The sequence below is a fragment of the Vibrio sp. S457-15 genome (genome assembly GCF_000960545.1).
GTDB lineage: Bacteria > Pseudomonadota > Gammaproteobacteria > Enterobacterales > Vibrionaceae > Vibrio > Vibrio parahaemolyticus.
Genome location: NZ_JYOQ01000114.1, coordinates 94,884 through 114,816 on the forward strand (window position 1 = coordinate 94,884; position 19,933 = coordinate 114,816).

At 45.2% G+C, this 19,933-nt stretch carries 17 protein-coding genes; 5 read left to right on the forward strand and 12 right to left on the reverse strand.

The window, feature by feature from the left end; translation table 11 throughout:
* Positions 1-145 precede the first annotated feature (145 nt).
* The 8 genes from UF05_RS09420 to gap form a co-directional block, all read right to left on the reverse strand.
* The gene (locus UF05_RS09420) at positions 146-445 is read right to left on the reverse strand and encodes a ribbon-helix-helix domain-containing protein (RefSeq protein ID WP_025631270.1); all 300 of its coding nucleotides are present in this window, start codon (positions 443-445) and stop codon (positions 146-148) included.
* Positions 446-581: 136 nt separating this feature from the next.
* Positions 582-2,159, reverse strand: a complete 1,578-nt coding sequence (locus UF05_RS09425) for an alkaline phosphatase (protein ID WP_025541071.1) — start codon at positions 2,157-2,159, stop codon at positions 582-584.
* A 386-nt stretch (positions 2,160-2,545) separates the two neighbouring features.
* Positions 2,546-2,905 (reverse strand): hypothetical protein, encoded by a 360-nt coding sequence (locus tag UF05_RS09430; RefSeq protein WP_017447812.1) that lies wholly within the window; start codon positions 2,903-2,905, stop codon positions 2,546-2,548.
* A 242-nt stretch (positions 2,906-3,147) separates the two neighbouring features.
* Positions 3,148-4,095, reverse strand: coding sequence for a ChaN family lipoprotein (locus tag UF05_RS09435; protein WP_045545701.1), 948 nt, complete (start codon positions 4,093-4,095; stop codon positions 3,148-3,150).
* 87 nt (positions 4,096-4,182) lie between these two features.
* A complete protein-coding gene (rlmA, locus tag UF05_RS09440) occupies positions 4,183-5,019 on the reverse strand; it encodes a 23S rRNA (guanine(745)-N(1))-methyltransferase (RefSeq protein WP_045545702.1) in 837 nt (278 codons plus the stop codon).
* A 147-nt stretch (positions 5,020-5,166) separates the two neighbouring features.
* Entirely contained in the window at positions 5,167-7,203 is a 2,037-nt protein-coding gene (locus tag UF05_RS09445; RefSeq protein WP_020838684.1) for a methyl-accepting chemotaxis protein, read from the reverse strand.
* Between the two features lie 194 nt (positions 7,204-7,397).
* Positions 7,398-8,282, reverse strand: a complete 885-nt coding sequence (locus UF05_RS09450) for a D-hexose-6-phosphate mutarotase (RefSeq protein WP_045545703.1) — start codon at positions 8,280-8,282, stop codon at positions 7,398-7,400.
* A 157-nt stretch (positions 8,283-8,439) separates the two neighbouring features.
* Positions 8,440-9,435, reverse strand: a complete 996-nt coding sequence (gene gap, locus UF05_RS09455) for a type I glyceraldehyde-3-phosphate dehydrogenase (RefSeq protein WP_005479552.1) — start codon at positions 9,433-9,435, stop codon at positions 8,440-8,442.
* Positions 9,436-9,738: 303 nt separating this feature from the next.
* Here gap and msrB point away from each other — a divergent pair, with 303 nt between their 5' ends.
* On the forward strand, positions 9,739-10,182 hold the full coding sequence (msrB, locus tag UF05_RS09460) for a peptide-methionine (R)-S-oxide reductase MsrB (protein WP_079858808.1): 444 nt from the start codon (positions 9,739-9,741) through the stop codon (positions 10,180-10,182).
* Between the two features lie 106 nt (positions 10,183-10,288).
* Here the strand turns inward: msrB and UF05_RS09465 are convergent, their stop codons facing one another.
* Complete coding sequence (locus UF05_RS09465; protein WP_025516132.1) at positions 10,289-11,110, reverse strand: DUF2989 domain-containing protein; 822 nt, start codon at positions 11,108-11,110, stop codon at positions 10,289-10,291.
* Positions 11,111-11,211: 101 nt separating this feature from the next.
* Here UF05_RS09465 and UF05_RS09470 point away from each other — a divergent pair, with 101 nt between their 5' ends.
* The gene (locus UF05_RS09470) at positions 11,212-11,496 is read left to right on the forward strand and encodes a YeaC family protein (protein WP_017447818.1); all 285 of its coding nucleotides are present in this window, start codon (positions 11,212-11,214) and stop codon (positions 11,494-11,496) included.
* Positions 11,497-11,582: 86 nt separating this feature from the next.
* Here UF05_RS09470 and ansA read toward each other — a convergent pair whose 3' ends face one another.
* Together ansA and sppA are read right to left on the reverse strand one after the other, a co-directional pair.
* The gene (gene ansA, locus UF05_RS09475) at positions 11,583-12,596 is read right to left on the reverse strand and encodes an asparaginase (RefSeq protein WP_005479567.1); all 1,014 of its coding nucleotides are present in this window, start codon (positions 12,594-12,596) and stop codon (positions 11,583-11,585) included.
* A gap of 164 nt (positions 12,597-12,760) precedes the next feature.
* On the reverse strand, positions 12,761-14,611 hold the full coding sequence (gene sppA, locus UF05_RS09480) for a signal peptide peptidase SppA (RefSeq protein WP_025552793.1): 1,851 nt from the start codon (positions 14,609-14,611) through the stop codon (positions 12,761-12,763).
* 225 nt (positions 14,612-14,836) lie between these two features.
* Between sppA and UF05_RS09485 the strand changes: the two genes are divergently transcribed.
* The 3 genes from UF05_RS09485 (at position 14,837) to UF05_RS09495 (ending at position 19,647) form a co-directional block, all read left to right on the forward strand.
* Positions 14,837-16,849, forward strand: a complete 2,013-nt coding sequence (locus tag UF05_RS09485) for an NADPH-dependent 2,4-dienoyl-CoA reductase (protein WP_025575706.1) — start codon at positions 14,837-14,839, stop codon at positions 16,847-16,849.
* Between the two features lie 179 nt (positions 16,850-17,028).
* Positions 17,029-17,577 carry an NAD(P)H nitroreductase gene (locus tag UF05_RS09490; RefSeq protein ID WP_005461733.1) on the forward strand — a complete coding sequence of 183 codons (549 nt, stop codon included), beginning with the start codon at positions 17,029-17,031 and terminating at the stop codon, positions 17,575-17,577.
* Between the two features lie 105 nt (positions 17,578-17,682).
* Complete coding sequence (locus UF05_RS09495; protein WP_045545704.1) at positions 17,683-19,647, forward strand: DNA topoisomerase III; 1,965 nt, start codon at positions 17,683-17,685, stop codon at positions 19,645-19,647.
* Positions 19,648-19,697: 50 nt separating this feature from the next.
* On the opposite strand, the gene UF05_RS09500 is transcribed toward UF05_RS09495, so the two are convergent.
* A complete protein-coding gene (locus UF05_RS09500) occupies positions 19,698-19,904 on the reverse strand; it encodes a hypothetical protein (RefSeq protein WP_005461782.1) in 207 nt (68 codons plus the stop codon).
* Positions 19,905-19,933 lie beyond the last annotated feature (29 nt).

Genomic DNA, 19,933 nt, shown 5'->3' on the forward strand with positions numbered 1-19,933 from the left:
CCTTAATTGTCCGCATAGGTTAGCGAGTACAAAAGGTGTGTGGGTAGTACTAGAGTACGACAAATAAGAATACGCTCAATAGCTTACGATTGAGGCGTAAAGCCTCATCGATACCATTGAATATTTTGGTAAGAATAGTTAGGTGTTAGGCGTTAAGTTGAGCAAGCGCTTGCTGGAGCGTGTTTTCCGGTTGTCGAGCATACGTGAGACATGCGCAGCGCAGTAAGGATGCAAAGTTGTTCACTTCACCATTGTATTCCAGTGCTTCTTGATACACCGTGCTGATAAACTTTGGAACCGTCATGTCTTGCGCACTGGCAATTTCTTCAAGAATCGTCCAAAAACTCGACTCTAATTTTACGCTGGTGGCATGACCGTCAATGCGGATGGAACGAGTGATAAACTGATAATTATCCTGTGGTTGTTTAGCAAATATTTCGCACATGGTATTCGTAGATATGATTTAAGACGTGCAAATATTGAGTATTGTTGCTTAAAACGTCAACTGTTTTTGCGGATAAAAAAACGCTCTCGTGAGAGAGCGTTGGAACATCACAAGACGTGAAGTAAGTGCAAGATGATTATTTGATTTGTTGCTTTAGGAACTCACCAAGCTCGGAGTGGTGCATGATTTTTGAAACTGGAAGAATGGTTTCTGCAGGCCCCCAAGCGAATACGTTCACTGGTGTATGAGTGTGCGTGCCTGTTCCCCATACCGTGTTTTGTTTGGTCGCTTGTTCGCGAGCGAGCAAGTTACCGCGGTCGTTGTATGGGAAGAACGCATCAAAGTCGTTAATTGTTGGTACCGTTTCTACTTCTAGGTACGAGTGGCCAGCAACTCGGTATGGGTTTGGTTTGCTTGCTAGTACATGAGCGGCTTGCTCAGGTGTGATAGAAAAATCGCTGTTGGCATTCACCACTTCAGCTAGCTTTTCTGGTGTTTGTTGTGCTTTATCTAGCGCTTCAAACTCGCTGATCATGCCATAGTAGCTTTTCTTCTGGTTGTATAAACCATCTAGGATTTCAAACTTACCGAAGTTGAAGTTTGGCGCGTAATCGCGTTTTTCAAAGGCTTCACCTTTGCGTTTTTCTGGTTTAGGTAGATTTGCTGATGAGTAGCTAAAGCCAAAAGAACCTGTTTCGTGGTCTGCGGTAACAATGATCAGTGTGTCGTCACGGCCTTTCGCCCACTCGTAAACAGAGTTCACCGCTTCGTCGAACTTAATCAACTCATGTAGCATGGTACCAGCATCGTTACTGTGGCCAGCCCAGTCGATTTGACCACCTTCAACCATCAAGAAGAAGCCGTCTTTGTCTTTAGAAAGAACATCAAGCGCTTTGACCGTCATCTCTTTCAACGATGGTTGTGTGCGTTTTGGATCGTTTTTGCTGTTGCTATAAACAATACCATCATCCATACCTGAGTAAGCGAACAGGCCAAGTAGTTTGTCGCCTTTTGCTTGTGCCAACATGTCTCGGCTGAAAGCTAGGCTGTAGCCTTGGTCTTGCGCTTCGGTAAGCAGATTGCGTTCGTCTTTACGCTTAGATTTCAGGTAAACACTGCCTTGCGTAAGCTTTTCTAGCGCTTGGTAAGTTTCACCTTTGTCGTTAGTCGATTTTGGAATCCAGTGACGAAGACCACCAGATAACAACACGTCGACACCGCTTTCTAGCATATCGGAAGCGATGTTGTTTTCTAGCGAGCGATGAGGCTGATGCGCAGCAAACGCGGCTGGTGTTGCGTGCGTCATGCGCGTATCTGAAACAAGACCCGTTGCTTTGCCTTTGCTTTTGGCTTTTTCCAAAATGGTCTCAACGTGATTGCCTTGGCTGTCAATACCAATCACTTCTGATGCGGTTGGGATACCTGTTGCGAGCATTGTTGCCGAACATGCAGAGTCGACAACGATCGCATCTTCTGGGTTCGTTAAAGATGAGCCAATCACACCTTCTTGCGCTAACTTGTAGAGCGCGGTGGTTTGGCCTTTGTAAATCGAGTTTGGTGCGTGGTTCGCGTAGGTTTCTAGCAAGCCGACTTGCTGAGGACCCATACCATCACCAATCATCAGAATAACGTTTTTGATTTCAGCGGATAGCGCATTGAATGAAAGTGTAGATGCAGCCACTGCAGTAATAATCGGAGAAACTAAACGCTTCATTATATTTTCCTTGTTTATTGAAAGCGCAGAAATTAAAGCAGCGGTTTATGACGCTTTTGTGGCGGTAATAAAAGATTCACGGCATTGTCATTTAGGGTTGCTAGCCAACTCGGTCACAGATATTGGGGGATAAAAAAGCCCACAGAAGTGGGCTTGGATTACGCTTAGGAGTTGAAAGCATGGACTAAAGTCATCCATTTAGCGCCTTCATAAGAAACCTGATTGAGGGAGCAATAAACGAGTGAATGCAGTAAGAACCATGCCTTATAGATGAAAGATTCATCCATGTTGTATGATGGCTTGTTCTTAAGCGAAAGGAATTATGGTCTGCTTTTCAGTACGGATTCAAACACGGTTTGTTATCGTGTCGAGTAGGAATTTTGCGGCTAGACGAGAGCTAAAATGATACCACCAACAGTGAGCGCCGCGGAAAGATACTGCCCTGCAGAATATGAGCCGTCTTCCTCTTCTTCAATCTTGTCGGGATGATCCATGCCAAGGGCGCCGTGAGTGAAAGATTCTACTTTTTCACCCATTGTTTTGTTTTCTGCTTCTACCTTTTTACTCTCATGGTCAATTTGCTGCAACGCCGCTAGCAGTGCCTTACCTTCCGTAGAAAGTGTCACTTTGTTTTGCTCAACTTTGAGTGGCGCGGCAACCGTATCAACTTGATTGTCTTGATTTTGTGCCACTACTGCCGGTTGCTTAGCATAAGAGTTTACTGGGTTGCTTCCTACTGGATTCATCGAATACTCCTTGGAACATCGACACTCTTTCACTGAGTGCGGGTAAAAAGCAGTTATCTCTATATCGACGGCATAGGGTATTTCTTGAATCAATTTGTACCCATTTGACGCAGATATTCTGAATCAAAAGTTGGAACTCATGATAGGAGAAAACGGGCCTGTTTTTGCCGCCAAGATTGTTTATTAAATAGCAAAGCAAAAAACAGACCGTACAAGTAGATTAAAATGTAGGATAGGCCGCGTTATTTACATTGAAGATCGTCATTACGTGTAGATAGGTGCTTATACGCGGCCATTCGGTTCACGTCTTGAACGAAGCGAACCGGCGGTTCGAGTACTTCTAACTGATAATCTGGGCTGTTTGTACTGATTTCAGACGTTGGATTAACCACCACCACTTTAAGTTCAAGGTTGCGTTGTAAAATGGATGCTGCGGTACCTAAACCTGCTTCTGTATGAAATTTCCCCGCGACATGAACAACTTGAGCATTTGGGTTTTGAGCGAGGTATTTCACAATCGACTCCGCCATGGTTTCGTCCCACGTTACTTGTGCGGCGTATTGCTTTTCAGTTTGCTCTGGCTTGCCATGATGCATGGATGCCATGAACTTTTCTTTATATGGACTGTTCGCGGTATTGATGTTTTCAGCCACAAAGTTGCGCTCGTCATCATCTAACTTATTCAGATAATCAACACCTTGACGACCAATACAGCGGACGATGTATTTGGGTGCATTTGCGGCGATAACAGGTAAGTTGGCTTGCTTGGCGAACTCAACGAGTGGGCGGTAATCGCTTTCATAGTTTGGCCACGCATTGCTTTGTGACATGAAGTATTGTTCACCGATTTCGCCTTTTAGATAAGCGTCTAGCACCGATTGCTTGTCACGCGTGACTTGCTCCATAGATAAGGCAATACGGCGTTCGCCAGAAGAAAGCTGCTTCAGTAGATCGGTTTGGAAGCGATGAATACCAGCATGAGTGTGCCACTCTCCAACCAAGATCACGTCAGCGTTTTTTAACTCATCTGGCAGGTTCTGCAAAGCAAGGGCGTTGCCAGAAGGAGAGTGCAGTTGGTAATCGTAAAAGGTGGTGACGTCTGTTGAAGAAAGGGCCGATGTGGTCGGCGTGGTAGAAACACACCCTGAAAGTACGCTTGCAAATGCAAGGCCTAAAATAGAAAAGCGCATTGAAAAGCCTCCAAAAATGTCCGAGTGATATTAATGGAGGCTGAGCAATGAATCAATATAAATGAGAATGATTTTCGTTATTCTCTGTTAATTCTCTTGTTGAACTGGCTTCTTGCGGTAAACGCGTAGCATGAAGTCGGCCTCACACAGGAAAAGTGTAGCGGACTTTAGCTCTTCACGAAGTTCATCCGTCGCCTTCCAAGCAAATGGAGTCATTTGCAACAAATCAAATGCAACACCATTTTCTAAGTCCATGGTGTAGTTCAGCTTTTGTTGGTGCTCTAGCTCAAAGCCTTCAATGTTCTCTAGTTCTTCATTGTGTAAGCGAACTTCTTGATAGATGCGTTCGCGGAACTGGTAAAGGTGACGACCTGCGGGCGTTACCGTGATCACCACGCCGTTGTCTTTGATGACGCGTTGCAACTCTTCTGCTTTGCATGGCGCGTAAATACGCAAAATCGCATCCAGTGATTGGTCTGCAAACGGCAAGCGATGGCTAGACGCTACACTAAATTGGCAGTTTGGGTAGCGCTTAGAAGCGTAACGAATGGCCACTTTAGAAATATCCAAACCAAAAACAGTGGCTTGTGGATCTTGTTCGAAGAGAGATTGCTGCACTTGATCGGTGTAATAACCTTCACCACAACCGATATCCAGTAATTGGTGTGTCGTACTTTCTGTGTATTTCGCACATAGTCGAGCCACTTCTTGACGCATTGGATCGTAGTGGTTTCCTTCGAGAAAACGGCGGCGAGCTTGCATCATTTCTTTGTTGTCACCTGGATCTTTCGAACGTTTGTGGTGCGCAGGCATCAGATTCACATAACCTTCTTTTGCTAGGTCGAACTGATGATTGTTTTCACACTTAAACGTCTTTTCAGTCAGCGAAAGTGGTTGGTGACATAGAGGGCATTGATAGTTCATGACGATCTCGAACAGAAAGTAGGGCGGCAAATTCTATCAAAAAGCGTGGCTTTAAGTGAAACAAAAAGAGCCGAGATCTTCGGCTCTTTAGGTTCTTGAGCACCTCTTACACGTTTTGAACAATGATAAGAGGAGAAGGGCAAGGGATTAATGGAAGAAGTCCACTTGCTCTTTTAAATTTCTCGCTTGTTGCTGTAACTCGATCGCACTTTGTGATGTTTTCGCGCTGGTGTTACGGCTCTCTCGGTTTAGCTCACTGATTGAATGCGCGTTGGCTGCAATTTCTTGTGAAACTTGAGCTTGTTCTTCCGAGGTCGCGGCAATGGCATCAGCTTGAGAGGCGATAGATTGTACCTGAACGGCAATCGCTTCGAGTGCGGTGCCTGCGTCTTGCGCTTTATCTAGCACCTGATTCGCACTGCGTTGGCTGTCAGTCATCATGGTTACGGCATTTTGTGTTGAGCCTTTTAGCTTCTCGATAATCCCAACTACGTCTTGCACTGAGCTTTGCGTACGGTGCGCTAATGTGCGAACTTCATCCGCGACCACAGCAAACCCACGGCCTTGCTCACCGGCTCGTGCCGCTTCAATTGCTGCGTTGAGAGCGAGTAGGTTGGTCTGCTCGGCAATTTCGTCGATCATTCTTGTGACGGTTTGGATACTTTCACTGTCACGGTTGACTTGTTCGATGGCTTCGGCTGATTGATCCAATTGATCATTCAACTGCGCCACGTCGACACATACGCCTTCAACAATCGTCAAACCAGATTGGCTATCTAAGTTCGCTGAGCGGACATTTTCAGCAATGCTTTCTACTTGCTGCGCCACCGATTGAGCGGAAGAGGCCATCTCTTCGATCGCTGTTACGACTTGCTCAACTTCTTCTTGCTGACGATCCGCTTGGGTTAAGTTGCTATGAGCATCGCTTGCTACACTGGTCGAGTTACTTTCGACTAAATCGCTAGTAGAACGGATCTGGCCAACTAACTCATTCAATTGATTTGCCATGCTTGCAACGCCGTTATTCAAATTCACAATCTCATTTTTAGAACGTTTACGAGACGACGGAATTTGTAAGCTGACTTCACCATTAGCTAGGCGCGTCATGTAAGAGTTCAACACCGTTAGAGGCTGTAAGCTGCGATTTAAGAACAGAGTGAGCACAACAAAAGTGATGCTCGCTGCTACCGAAGAAATGATAGCTATCAGTTTAAGTAGCGTGTCGCTGCCTTTGGTCACTTCTTTGATGAATGTACCGCCCAGTAGTTTCCAGTTCCAGCCGGGTACTTCGGTGAACACTAAGTATTTTTCACCGACGGTTGATCCGTATTGGAATGGGTAGCGGATCAGACCACTCTTTTGTTCGAAAATCTTATGGAAAGGCTTGTTACCATCGTAATCACGAACTTCTACGATTGAAGGATCGGTAGCGCTCTTAGTCGGGTGGAGTAAGTACTTACCAAGATTGTTTTTGTCGTTATCGACAATGATGGTGTAGCCTGTGTCACCCCACTTAATCTCTTCTAGTGCATCAAACAGAGTTTGTGTGGCTTGGTCTACTGGCAAACCGATAAATGACAAGCCAGATACGTTACCGTTAGCGTCTTTGATTGGCGCGTAATAGGTAATGTAGCGTTCGCCATATAGTTTGATTTGCGCGTAGTAAGGTTTTCCGCTCTTTAAGAGTTGGTAACCAGGATGGTTGCGTCCAAGAGTCGTGCCTACTGCACGCTTACCTTGCGGATCTTTTAATGATGTTGAAACGCGAATGAAGTCATCACCAAGTGGTGCAAATAACGTTGCGATTGCTCCGGTATCACGCGTGAAGCTGTCGACCAGCTTTGTGTCGTTAATCAAACTTTCGCTGTATTGCGTGATATTTGGTACTTCATGGCCCATGAAGTCTACCGTGTAGTTTTCTACATAAACGCCTGCAAGGTAACCATTGCGAAAAGTTGATTCGAGTACTTGAGCAGTATGAAGGTAAGCATCGAACTGACCGGCAATGGTTTTTGCCATCGACTCGACTTTGGATTGATGTTCTCTCAACGTACTTTCTAGCAGCACGCCAGATGCGTTTCGATAAACGAGCGCAGCAATGCTGGAAAAGGCAATTACTAGGCACAAAGTGATGACTAGCTTTAGTTGAAAGCCAACACTTTGATTTCTGTACTTTTCTAACATGGAATGTCTTCCTGATATATTTATAACTTATGAGTTTTGTATCGGCATGCTATCGGTTTATATGAATAATTTTTTTGATATCTATTAATTAAATTGTCAAAAAACTCAGATAACCAATGAGTTAGTTAGAAAGTGACCGAGGAAGAACGAAAATGATTTCAAAAAAAAAGGCCGGATGAGCCGGCCTAGGAAGATTATTGTGCAGCAATCACTGTCACGAGCTCGTAGCTCTCGCCTGGCTCAAGAGTCTTGCCTTCTTCAATACTTGGTGCATGAAGGGCAGATTCCACACACAGCATGGTTTCATAGCCATTGTCAGCCATATCTCCCATCCCTTGTGCACCTTCCTCCCACGGGTTCCATAGTACTGCGGAGTTATGGCCGCGGTTCGCTACGCTTAACGTGCGGTTAAGAACAGGGTCTTTCACTAAAATTTGAGCTTCTGGTTGCGTGTATACGCGATCGATGGTGTCAGTCAGTTGAAGAACCTCACCACCCTGACACACTTCGCTATTTTTCAAGCTGTCGATGTACTCATTGCCCATACCTGTTGTTTGCGCTTGTTTGATATCGCCCACGTTTAAGTAAGTATGTAATGCGCTTGAGAACGTCCAAGCTTCATCATCGATATTAAGAACTTTCAGCGTTACTTTGAGTTCGTCACCCACTTCGACAAGAAGACGCGCATCAAACATGTGTGGCCAAATTTGATGTGTTTCTTCGGTTGGGAATAGTGCCAACTCGACGATGACACCATTTTCATTTTCACGGTGCTCAACCAATTCCCATTCGGATGTACGCGCAAAGCCATGAGCTGGTGCAGCAATACGGCCAAACCAAGGCCAACAAACAGGAATGCCACCACGTAATGCTGCTTTGCCATCAAAAATGGCTTTTTCGCTCATCCAGATCAAGTCTTCTTGACCTTGTGGTGCGTACGAGACTACATGACCGCCGTGTAAAGCAATACCAGCTGTCGCTTTGTCATGAATAATACGAACGATCTTTACGTTATCGATTTCGACAACATTTACGTTGTCTGAAAGAACAGTTAGAGGAGGAAGAGTTTTTAAATCCATGTGCTTGTTTCCTACACTGGGGAAGAGGTAGATTTCGGCGCACTTCTCAGTATTTATGAAAGTACGTCTGAGATTTTTCTCAAATTCCAGATACAAAAAAGGCGACTATCAAGCCGCCTCTTTTTCAACTCAGTTAAGAGCTAATCACGATTTCTAATTACTTAGAGATGTGTGCGATTAGGTCTAGAACTTTGTTTGAGTAACCGATTTCGTTGTCGTACCAAGATACAACTTTAACGAAGTTATCAGTTAGAGCGATACCAGCTTTAGCATCGAATACTGAAGTTTGAACTTCACCGATGAAGTCTTGAGAAACAACTTGGTCTTCAGTGTAGCCTAGAACGCCTTTTAGTTCGCCTTCAGAAGCTTCTTTCATTGCTGCACAGATCGCTTCGTAAGATGCGCCTTCTTTTAGGTTAACTGTTAGGTCAACTACAGAAACGTTAGCTGTTGGTACGCGGAAAGCCATACCAGTTAGTTTGCCGTTTAGTTCTGGAAGAACAACGCCTACAGCTTTAGCAGCACCAGTTGAAGATGGGATGATGTTTTGAGAAGCACCACGACCACCGCGCCAGTCTTTAGCAGAAGGACCATCTACAGTTTTTTGAGTTGCTGTAGTAGCGTGAACTGTAGTCATAAGACCAGATTCGATACCGAACTTGTCGTTAAGAACTTTAGCGATAGGCGCTAGACAGTTAGTAGTACAAGAAGCGTTAGAAACGATGTCTTGACCAGCGTAAGTAGCGTGGTTAACGCCCATTACGAACATTGGAGTAGCGTCTTTTGAAGGACCAGTTAGAACAACTTTCTTCGCACCAGCTTCGATGTGCTTACGTGCAGTCTCGTCAGTTAGGAAAAGACCAGTTGCTTCTGCTACAACGTCAACACCGATTTCGTCCCATTTAAGGTCAGCTGGGTTGCGCTCTGCAGTAACACGTACAGTTTTACCGTTAACGATTAGGTTACCGCCTTCAACTTCAACAGTACCGTTGAAACGGCCGTGAGTTGAGTCGTACTTAAGCATGTATGCCATGTATTCTACGTCGATAAGGTCGTTAATACCTACAACTTCGATGTCTGCGCGCTCTTGCGCTGCACGGAATACGAAACGACCGATACGGCCAAAACCGTTAATACCTACTTTGATAGTCATTATAGTTGCTCCACAACTTAATTTCTGATTAAAGATAACTGGTAGTAAAATTACAGAATCCAGTAAACATCTGCAACAGATAATCGGACTTAACTTGTTTAAAGTCAAAAAAAAGCGACGCTTTTTTTAACAATTCTTCGCAAATGTTCGTTTTTTAAACTTTTACTGAATCTTCTGTAGTCCAGTTGGCGTAATATAACTTGCGAGATAAGTACTCGTATCAAATTCATTACACATGGTGTCCTGGTGAGAAAGTATGTGCTACAACTGTTACGAGAAGCAAGTTTTTTGCTAAAAAAGTCAATGCCCAAAATAGTAAAGAAGGAACCGAAATTCGTGGAACAAAGCGGAAAAAAAGTAACGAAGTCTGATGAACAGTGGCGTGAGCAGTTATCTGACGAAGAGTTCCGTGTCTGTCGAGAGCAAGGTACAGAGCCGCCGTTCAGTGGTAAGTTACTGCATAATAAAGAGACTGGCGTTTACGCTTGTACGTGCTGTAATGCCCCTCTATTTATCTCGGATAACAAGTACGACTCTGGTTGTGGATGGCCGAGTTTTGATGCACCTCTTAATAATGAAGCAATACGCTATTTGGAAGATCTAAGTCACGGAATGGTTCGTACGGAGATTCGTTGTGCGAGCTGTGATAGCCATTTGGGTCACGTTTTTGAAGACGGTCCGAAGACCACTGGCGAGCGTTATTGTGTAAATTCGGTGTCGTTAATTTTCACCAAATCTGACGAATAATGACATTTTTGCTGTTAAGAGTGTTTTATCCTTTCATCGTACCGTTAGACCACTCATAATTACCAGCAATAGGAAAAAAACTCCCGGCTAAGCGGGAGTTTTTTGTTTACATGTCTTTAGGGATCATATCGGGCGAGTAACTGCCTTTGCGTATTGCCTTTGCAATCGTATCGGCCAACTCATCTAACTTTTCGTGTTGGTTCGGATCCTCGAAGTGGTACATACGCTGCAACTGCTTTTCATCCGCTAAAGGCACATCAAATCGTTTGGCAACCATCGCCCATAAGTAAGCCTGCTTTTTCTCGCCTAAACCTTGGTTAATGCTTGCCAGTGATTTAAGTATCACAGGGTTTAGGTTGTCTTTGTTTGACAGAGCCAAAGCATTATTGAGCAAGACTAGCGTTTTTTTTGCGTCTCTATTGGTATAGAAAGTGGCTAAGGCATACTGCATTTCTGCAGTATTTAACTGGGGTGTGCCTTCCATTTGTAAAAATTGGCGACGTGCTTGTGTATCGCCCGTTTGTGACCAAAGAAAATAGAGTGTCTCTGGTTGTTGAGAACCTTTCAGTTCTTCGACGATACGCTTGAGTTCATCTATGCTGTGTACCAAGGCATTAAAGCGTTGCCTTTTTAGCTCACTTTGATCGATAGGGGTGATCTGAGACGCTAGCTCCAAACATTTGCGATAATCAGCAACGATGCTGTATTCGGTAATTTGGTTTGCTTCTGATGGGTTTTTCAGTAGCTCAAAACGGTGCCAAATTAACTTGGTTCTAGGAATTCGACATTGGCCGTCATCCATATTGAGGTTTTCACAACGGAGCTCTGGCGTTTTTTGACACAACTCTTCTGTTGTAACGTTGCCTTCAAAACAGCCCGTCAAAGTAAGGGTAGTGAGGCTGGCGAGTAACCAGTATGTTTTTTTCATGGTTTTGCTTGTGATCCGTTACACCAATTCATTTTCGTGTTCTTGACTCAGTTTCTTAACCCGTTATGTTCTGTAAATAGAATGTAATAAGAAGGTACATTATGGACGCAGAACAACTATTAAAAGCGATAACTCCAGAAGTTTATGATCGTTTGGTTTATGCAGTAGAAACGGGAAGATGGCCTGAGGGTACAACACTTTCTAAAGAGCAGCGAGATTCGTGTATGCAAGCTGTGATGTTGTATCAATCAAAACACAATACCGAGGCGCAACATATGACGGTTGCGGCTGGTGGTGAAATCAGTTTTAAGTCTAAACAGGAACTGAAAAAACAGTTCAATACCGATGAAAGTGACATTGTTCGTGTAAACCCGAATCTCGATTGATTCTGTCACTTCATGCCAAAGTAAAAAGCCCAATCAATATTGGGCTTTTTTAATATCTAAGCATTGTTAGAGATTCGAAGAAGCGCTTACAGGCTCATTTCGCCACGCAGTACTTCCTGCATTTTCTCTTTTACTTCTTCGTAAGACAGGTTTTGGCTCAATAAGAAGTGCAGTTTTGCGAGCGCCGCTTCTGGCGTCATATCGTAACCGCTAATTACGCCTGCATCTGCCAACGCACAGCCTGTCGCATAACCGCCCATGTTGACTTTACCAGCCAAACATTGAGTCAGGTTGACCACAATAACACCACGCTCAGAGGCTTCTTTAAGATGGCCTAGTAGTTCTGGGTTTTGCGGAGCGTTACCCACACCAAAAGTCAGCAAAATCATCGCATTCACTGGCTGAAGCAAGGTATTGCGGATAACTTCATGCGAAATACCCGGATACATTGTGATCACACCGATTGGTTGAGGAGTAATGTTGTGAACTTTGAATTCACCTTCAGGTTGCGCGTTCACCTTGATGCTGTTGCTAATCTGAATATTGATACCTGCTTCCAACAATGGCGGCAAGTTTGGTGACGTAAATGCATTAAAGCCGTCAGCATGAGATTTTGTGCTGCGGTTGCCACGCATCAACTGATTGTTGAAGAATAAGGTGACTTCGTTGATTGGGTAGTTTGCTGCGATATGCAGAGCATTTAGTAAGTTTGCTTGACCATCAGAGCGCAGTTCAGCCAAAGGAATTTGAGAACCAGTAACGATAACTGGCTTACCTAGGTTTTCTAGCATGAAAGACAAAGCCGACGCGGTGTAAGCCATCGTGTCAGTGCCGTGCAGAATAACGAAACCATCGTACTTGTCGTAGTTGTCACGAATGTCATCAGCGATTTGTTGCCAGTCTGCTGGTGTCATATCTGATGAGTCGATAAGAGGATCATATTCGTGGATAGTGTATTCCGGCATCTCTGGACGGTGAAACTCCGGCATGCTGGCAAGCTGTTTTTCCATAAAGCCAGCGATAGGAACGTAACCGTGATCCGATTTTAGCATACCGATGGTGCCACCGGTGTAAGCGATGTAGATGTGTTTTCTAGTCATCGTTTTTTCTTTCATGTAGGGGAACAGAGGCGGGATTATATACCTAAATAACCTTGAGATGCGAGGCTCGGCGCACAGCATATGAAAGTCATCTGAGGAGATGTTGAGCTCAATAAAAAAGGGCATCTCACGTAGAGATGCCCTTTGTGTTTCTTACTGAAAATCTACTGTACTTGGCAGTTCAAACAGAAAGCGTATTGTCCTTTCGGATCGTTAAAGCTTTGAAGCAGACTTGCATCTTGTTCGAACTGTTGAGCCACAGGTTGAAGGCTCTTTGGCAGAAGGCTTGTTGCGTCAACACCAAGGGATACTTTCACCTGATTCATGAATTCTTGTAGGAATAGTTCTGTTGGTGACAATGGCTCTTCAACCCAGTAAATACCGTAATCTGTCACGTTCGCCAGCTTCGCTGCTAACTCAACGGCATCATCGAAGTCACCCATTTGGTCAACAAGACCGAATGATAAGGCATCTTGACCTGTCCAAACTCGGCCTTGCGCGACTTTGTCTACCTCTTCTACCGTCATAGCTCGGTTTGAACCAACCAAGGAGATAAAGCGTTTGTAGCCATGCTCAATGCCTAGTTGGAACGCTTGAGACGCGCCTTCAGACAAGCCAGTCGTAATGCCGTCGCCAGAAAACGGTGATGTGCCAACGCCGTCGGTGTTGATACCAAGTTTGCTGAAGCCTTTTTCGAACGTCGTAATAACGCTGAAGATACCAATAGAACCCGTCAGTGTTGTTGGTTGCGCGACGATTTTGTCTGCGCTCATTGAAATCCAGTAACCGCCAGAGGCCGCTAAGCTCGACATCGAAACTACAACAGGTTTGCCTGCTTTTTTTAGCGCTTCCACTTCGTTGCGAATCACTTCTGACGCAAACGCACTGCCACCAGGGCTGTCTACGCGAAGCACGACTGCTTTTACCTTCTCATCGTTACGCGCTTGACGCAGTAGACTTGCAACCGTGTCACCGCCTACTGTTCCACGAGGTTGCTGACCATCCATGATGGCGCCACTTGCAACAACAACGGCAATATCATGGTTTGCGAGTGTGTAGTCTGGGCGAATCGTCGCTAGGTAGTCGTAATAACTGATGGCGTTGTAACTGTCTTTACCATCGCTACCAAATTCTTTGGCGAATAAGGTACGAATATCTTGGCGTGTCGCCAATTCATCAACTAATCCCATTTTGACTGCCAATTGCGCCAAATCACCATCCACAGATTTCATCTCGGTAAGCAGTTCTTCCATCGTTGGGTTTAGCACTTTGGCGTTGATGTTGCGGTTAGTCGTCACGTCATCGACAAACGCGCTCCACAACTGAGTGACCCAGCGCGTGGCAGACTCTTTTGCCGCATCCGACATGTCGTCACGAATAAACGGTTCGATAGCCGATTTGTAAGTACCGACTCGGAAAACGTGAGTGGATACGTCTAACTTCTCTAGCAGAGTTTTGTAGTACATAGAGTAAGCGCTGTAGCCCTTAATCAGTACGCCACCATCAGGCGCCATGTACACTTTATCGGCGTAGCTTGCTAAGTAATATTGGCTCTGATTGTAAAAGTCACCCACCGCGTAAACTGGCTTACCTGATGCCTTAAACTCGTTTAACGCTTTAGCAATGTAACGAAGTTTCGTTAAGTTCGTTTCTGGGAGATCGCGCAGTGCTAATACCAAGCCAGAGACTTTGGCATCGTCTTTTGCGTAGCGAATGGTGTCCACGATATCGAACAAAACGTTCTCTTTTGGCATCTCGTTACCTAAAAGAGAACCTGCGACTGAGTCCATTGGATTGACATAACGACGCTGTTCCACGATGGGACCAGAAAGGTTCATAACCAAAGCGGATTCTTTCTCGATAACAGGTCGTCCTTCGCCAGTGTAGGTAAACGCAAAGTAAAACACGGCAATCATCAAAAGGAAGATCAGGTTTGCCAACGCGAGTCTGATAAAGGTGATGCTTTTCCATATCCCCTTAAATATCAAACCAATAAATTTGAAGAGTTTTTTCATCTTGTCTCCATAACGAGATAGTCTTTCCTTAATCTTACAAAGTATGGGTTCTTATCTCTAAGATCTCAAAAGATAACATTTTTTTAGCTTATCACGCTCACTCAACAATTGGCATATTTTCGCGCGAGATTGATCGGTGTTACAAAAATGTAAACGCTTGTTTGATTTTTTGGTTTTCCGGACGTAGTCTGGTCAGACCATGATAATAAAAATGGATGTTTAGTGATGTCTGCCATGTACCCTAATTTATTAAAACCACTGGACCTAGGTTTTACACAATTACGAAACCGAGTCCTGATGGGATCAATGCACACAGGCCTAGAAGAGCACAAGGAAGGATTGCAAAAGCTCGCCGCGTTTTATGAAGAGCGCGCGAAAGGTGGCGTCGGGCTTATCGTGACCGGCGGTTTTTCACCGAATTTACGCGGTCGTCTGCACCCGTTAAGTGCGGAGTTTAGTAAGCCAAAACACGCAAAGGCGCACCGAGTAGTTACCGATGCCGTGCACAAGCATGGTGGCAAAATTGCACTACAGATTTTACATGCTGGGCGTTACGCGATGCACCCGTTTGCGCAGAGCGCCTCTGGCATTAAAGCGCCGATCGCGAAGTTTGCGCCGAGTGAAATGAGCGAGCGTCAGATCAAAAAGACCATCGACGCATTTGCCAACAGTGCTGAACTTGCTCAACTTGCCGGTTATGACGGCGTGGAATTGATGGGCTCAGAAGGTTATTTGATCAATCAGTTCCTTTGTAAGCGCACCAATATGCGGTATGACGATTGGGGCGGCAGTTACAAAAAACGCATGCGCTTCCCGTTAGAGATAGTGAAAGCTGTACGTAAAGCGGTGGGTGAGAAGTTCATCATCATTTTCCGTCTTTCGATGCTGGATCTCGTCGAGCAGGGCAGCACGTTCGAAGATGTGATTGCATTAGCCAAAGGATTGGAAGACGCGGGCGTCACCATTATCAACACTGGTATTGGTTGGCATGAAGCACGTATTCCGACCATTGCAACGCAAGTACCTCGCGGTGCATTTACATGGGTAACCGAGAAGGTGAAACCGCACGTTTCTGTGCCAATTGTCACCTGTAACCGAATTAACACTCCTGATGAAGCAGAGCGAATCCTTGCTTCTGGTCAGGCGGATATGGTGTCAATGGCTCGCCCGTTCTTGGCGGATCCATACTTTGTCGCGAAGGCAGAACAAGAGAAAGCGCAGTTTATTAATACGTGTATCGGCTGCAACCAAGCGTGTCTGGACAACGTATTTAAAGGTAAGCGCGCTAGTTGTCTCGTCAATCCACTTGCCTGTTACGAAACAGAAATTGTGGTTGAACCAACGTTCAAGAAGAAAAATATTGCCGTTGTAGGCGCAGGCCCTGCTGGTTTAGCTTGTGCGACGACTTTAGCTGAACGTGGTCATAAAGTTGATCTGTTTGAAAAGAACGACCGAATTGGTGGGCAATTCCGCTTAGCGATGCAAATCCCGGGTAAAGAGGAATTCAGAGAAACGATTCGATACTTTGCCAACCGAATTGATGAAACGGGTGTAAATCTGCATTTGTCTACGGAAGCGAACTACGATTTGCTGACAGAGTACGATGAGGTTGTGATGGCTTCCGGTGTTGAACCGCGTAAGGTCAATATCGAAGGTATTGATAATGCAGAAAAAGTGGTGGATTACCAAACGCTGATTCGTGACAAAACGCCTGTCGGTGAAAAAGTCGCCATTGTTGGTGCTGGTGGTATTGGTGTTGATGTTGCAACAATGATTACCGAGCCAGCAGGGCAAACGTTGGATGATTGGCTGCATGAATGGGGCATTGATAAAGAAATGTCGCAACCAGGTGGACTGTACCCATACCCAGACGCGGTGAGTGACAAAGAAGTGTGGGTGCTTCAACGTCGCAAAGGTCGTGTTGGTAAAGGACCGGGTAAAACGACAGGGTGGATCCATAAACGCACATTAGAAAAACGCGGAGTGCATCTGCTTGGTGGCGTGTCTTATGACAAAATTGATGACAACGGTTTACACATTCATGTAGATGGTAAGGCGCAGCTTTTAGAGGCTGATAAAGTCGTTATTTGTGCGGGACAGGAATCAGTACGTCCGTTTGAAGACAAGTGGTCTGAACTTGGTGAAAAACTGCATATCATCGGTGGCGCTGATCATGCCGGTGAGTTGGATGCAGTGCGCGCAATTCGCCAAGGCGTAAAACTTGCTGTGAAGCTATAACATCAAGCTTTATATGACTCAAAAGCTGCGTGTGATGCGCAGCTTTTTTGTTTCTGTTGCTCTCGGTTTGTGTGAATCATCACGATAATCCCTAAAAAACAGATTGTTATTCGAGTGAGAGGATTATGCTAAAGTGAGCAGCAAAGAAAATAACAGTTAGATTCAATAAGGACTCGCTCATGGAAGCTCTCGATCTTTTGCTTAACCGTCGCTCTATCGCCAAATTATCTGCGCCAGCACCAGAGGGCAAAGCGTTGGAGAATATTATTCGTGCAGGTCTTCGTGCTCCTGACCATGCGGGCTTAACCCCTTGGCGTTTTGTGATTGCTCAAGGTGATGGTTTGAAGAAGCTATCAGATATTTTGGTGAAAGCTGCGATTGCAGACCATAGTGATGAAGCCGTGATCGAAAAAGTGAAAAATGCGCCGTTTCGTGCCCCAATGGTCATTACCGTGATCGCGAAAGTAACCGAGCATGAAAAAGTCCCTGCATTGGAACAATATCTTTCTGCAGGTTGCGCTGTTCAAGCAATGCAGATGGCGGCGGTTGCGCAAGGTTTTCAAGGTTTTTGGCGTTCAGGTAAATGGATGTTCCACCCTGAGGTACATCAAGCATTTGGCCTAGAAGGTGAGGATGAAATTGTTGGATTTCTATACCTTGGCACACCAGGTTGTACTCCAATGAAAGTGCCAGAGCGCGATTTGTCTAAGTTTGTTGAATTTCAATAAATACATATCTAGATAACGCTTACTGTTCATTTATACAGTTTTTCCTTGATTTCTTAGGGCTACATTCGATAATGTGGCCCTAATTATTTTGATTTCCAAATCCTTATGTCTCGTCTGTTTATTGCTGAAAAACCCAGTCTAGGTCGTGCTATTGCGGCGGCTTTACCTAATCCCCAAAAGAAAGACCAAGGCTTTATCCGTTGTGGAAATGGTGATGTGGTGACGTGGTGTATTGGTCATTTGCTAGAGCAAGTTGAGCCAGACGCTTACGATGAACGCTACAAAAAATGGAACATGGCCGATCTGCCGATTGTTCCTCAGCAATGGCAACTTAGACCGAGAAAAAGTGCCAGTAAGCAGTTAACCGTGATTCGTAAATTGCTCAAAGAAGCAACTGAAGTGATTCATGCGGGAGACCCAGACCGTGAAGGGCAGTTGTTAGTTGATGAGGTTCTCGACTACTGCAAGCTTTCCAAAACTAAGAAAGAAGCGACACAGCGTTTGCTGATTTCTGACTTGAACTTACCTGCGGTGAAGCGCGCACTAAACTCAATGCGCAGTAATCGTGATTTTATTCCTCTGTCTGTTTCCGCTCTCGCGCGCTCACGGGCGGATTGGTTGTATGGAATGAATATGTCTCGCGCTTATACCTTGCTGGGACAAAAGGCTGGCTACCAAGGTGTGCTCTCGGTTGGGCGTGTGCAAACTCCGGTTCTAGGGCTTGTCGTCCGTCGAGATGAAGAAATTGAAAACTTTGTTCCGAAAGATTACTTCACGCTGCACGCATTGATCCCGTATCAAGACCAAAATGGGGCGTTTGATATTCGCGCACGCTGGAAACCCAGTGAGGCTTGCAAACCATGGCAGGATGAAGAAGGGCGAGTATTAAATCGCAAGTTAGTCGAAAACGTCGCTAATCGGATCGCGAACCAGCCAGCGATAGTGAAGGAATCAGAGCAGAAGCAAACCAAGCAATCTGCACCATTGCCATATTCATTGTCTGCTTTGCAGATTGATGCAGCAAAGCGTTATGGCATGAGTGCGCAGCAGGTGCTAGATACTTGTCAGGCACTATACGAAAAGCACAAACTGATCACTTATCCGCGTTCTGATTGTCGCTACTTGCCGTTGGAGCATTATTCTCAAGCTGGAACGGTTACATCCGCTATTGCAAACAACGCCAAAGAACTGCAAAGCGCAGTGAATGGTGCCGACTTATCGATTAAGTCGAAAGCGTGGAATGACAAAAAAGTCGATGCTCACCACGCCATCATTCCAACGCCTAAGCAAGCCAACGTTAATGCGCTGTCTGGCAACGAAATGAAAGTGTATCAGCTCATTGCGCGCCAATATTTAATGCAGTTTTATCCTGCGGCTGTCTATGCCGAAGCGAAATTGGTATTCGACATCGCTGGTGGCATTTTCATCGCTAAAGGTCGTCAACTTGTTTCGTCGGGGTGGAAAGCGCTGATGGGAAAAACGGATAAAGAAGACGAAGGTATTGATGCGGTGCCACCGTTAAGTGAAGGCACGGTGTTAACATGTCGTGAAGGTGAAATTAAAGACCGAAAAACTGAGCCACCAAAACACTTTACTGAAGCCACTCTGCTGCAAGCGATGACGGGAATTGCTCGTTATGTTGCCGATAAAGAGTTGAAAAAAATTCTGCGCGACACAGATGGATTAGGTACGGAAGCGACTCGTGCGGGTATTTTGGATACGCTCTTTAAGCGTCAGTTATTGACAAGGCAAGGTAAATCCATACTCAGCTCGCAAGCTGGACGAGGGTTAATCAACGCATTACCACAAGATGCGACGTATCCTGACATGACCGCTCATTGGGAGCACCAACTTCAGGGGATGGCAGAAAGAAATCAAGCTTATCAACCTTTCATGCAGGCACTTGAACAGCGTATTGATGGGTTGATGAGCCAAGTAAAATCAGGGCCAATACCGGATTCTCTGCGCCACTTACCTAAAGTCGAACGTCCGGCGTTCAAGCGTAAAAAGCGAAACTACCCAAAGAGTGGGGCATCGAAAACGGGAGCCTCAAAGCGAAAGAGCTCTTAAACAAAAGCGGCGCATGATAGCGCCGCTTTTGCTTGTTGTTTGTGGTGGTGTTACTCAAACAGATCTCCGTGATTTTGAATGGCACCTCTTACATCATCTTGCGTAAGAACTCGTTTGCCCGAGACTTGTTTGACTTGCTTACCTAAATCGACCAACGCATCGCGATTCGCTTGTGTTTGACGTTTCCCTGCGCTTCTTAAGCAGTAGTTGAGTTCGTGATCTTCACTAAAATTCACCAGATCTCTATCCGCAGCCATGCTCACTCTCCTTATTTGTTTGATAGCCT

Bases quoted from the DNA above. Each gene is read 5' to 3' on its own strand.
- UF05_RS09420 (WP_025631270.1), bottom strand. From the start codon at position 445: ATGTGCGAAATATTTGCTAAACAACCACAGGATAATTATCAGTTTATC.
- UF05_RS09425 (WP_025541071.1), bottom strand. From the start codon at position 2,159: ATGAAGCGTTTAGTTTCTCCGATTATTACTGCAGTGGCTGCATCTACA.
- UF05_RS09430 (WP_017447812.1), bottom strand. From the start codon at position 2,905: ATGAATCCAGTAGGAAGCAACCCAGTAAACTCTTATGCTAAGCAACCG.
- UF05_RS09435 (WP_045545701.1), bottom strand. From the start codon at position 4,095: ATGCGCTTTTCTATTTTAGGCCTTGCATTTGCAAGCGTACTTTCAGGG.
- rlmA (WP_045545702.1), bottom strand. From the start codon at position 5,019: ATGAACTATCAATGCCCTCTATGTCACCAACCACTTTCGCTGACTGAA.
- UF05_RS09445 (WP_020838684.1), bottom strand. From the start codon at position 7,203: ATGTTAGAAAAGTACAGAAATCAAAGTGTTGGCTTTCAACTAAAGCTA.
- UF05_RS09450 (WP_045545703.1), bottom strand. From the start codon at position 8,282: ATGGATTTAAAAACTCTTCCTCCTCTAACTGTTCTTTCAGACAACGTA.
- gap (WP_005479552.1), bottom strand. From the start codon at position 9,435: ATGACTATCAAAGTAGGTATTAACGGTTTTGGCCGTATCGGTCGTTTC.
- msrB (WP_079858808.1), top strand. From the start codon at position 9,739: ATGCCCAAAATAGTAAAGAAGGAACCGAAATTCGTGGAACAAAGCGGA.
- UF05_RS09465 (WP_025516132.1), bottom strand. From the start codon at position 11,110: ATGAAAAAAACATACTGGTTACTCGCCAGCCTCACTACCCTTACTTTG.
- UF05_RS09470 (WP_017447818.1), top strand. From the start codon at position 11,212: ATGGACGCAGAACAACTATTAAAAGCGATAACTCCAGAAGTTTATGAT.
- ansA (WP_005479567.1), bottom strand. From the start codon at position 12,596: ATGACTAGAAAACACATCTACATCGCTTACACCGGTGGCACCATCGGT.
- sppA (WP_025552793.1), bottom strand. From the start codon at position 14,611: ATGAAAAAACTCTTCAAATTTATTGGTTTGATATTTAAGGGGATATGG.
- UF05_RS09485 (WP_025575706.1), top strand. From the start codon at position 14,837: ATGTCTGCCATGTACCCTAATTTATTAAAACCACTGGACCTAGGTTTT.
- UF05_RS09490 (WP_005461733.1), top strand. From the start codon at position 17,029: ATGGAAGCTCTCGATCTTTTGCTTAACCGTCGCTCTATCGCCAAATTA.
- UF05_RS09495 (WP_045545704.1), top strand. From the start codon at position 17,683: ATGTCTCGTCTGTTTATTGCTGAAAAACCCAGTCTAGGTCGTGCTATT.
- UF05_RS09500 (WP_005461782.1), bottom strand. From the start codon at position 19,904: ATGGCTGCGGATAGAGATCTGGTGAATTTTAGTGAAGATCACGAACTC.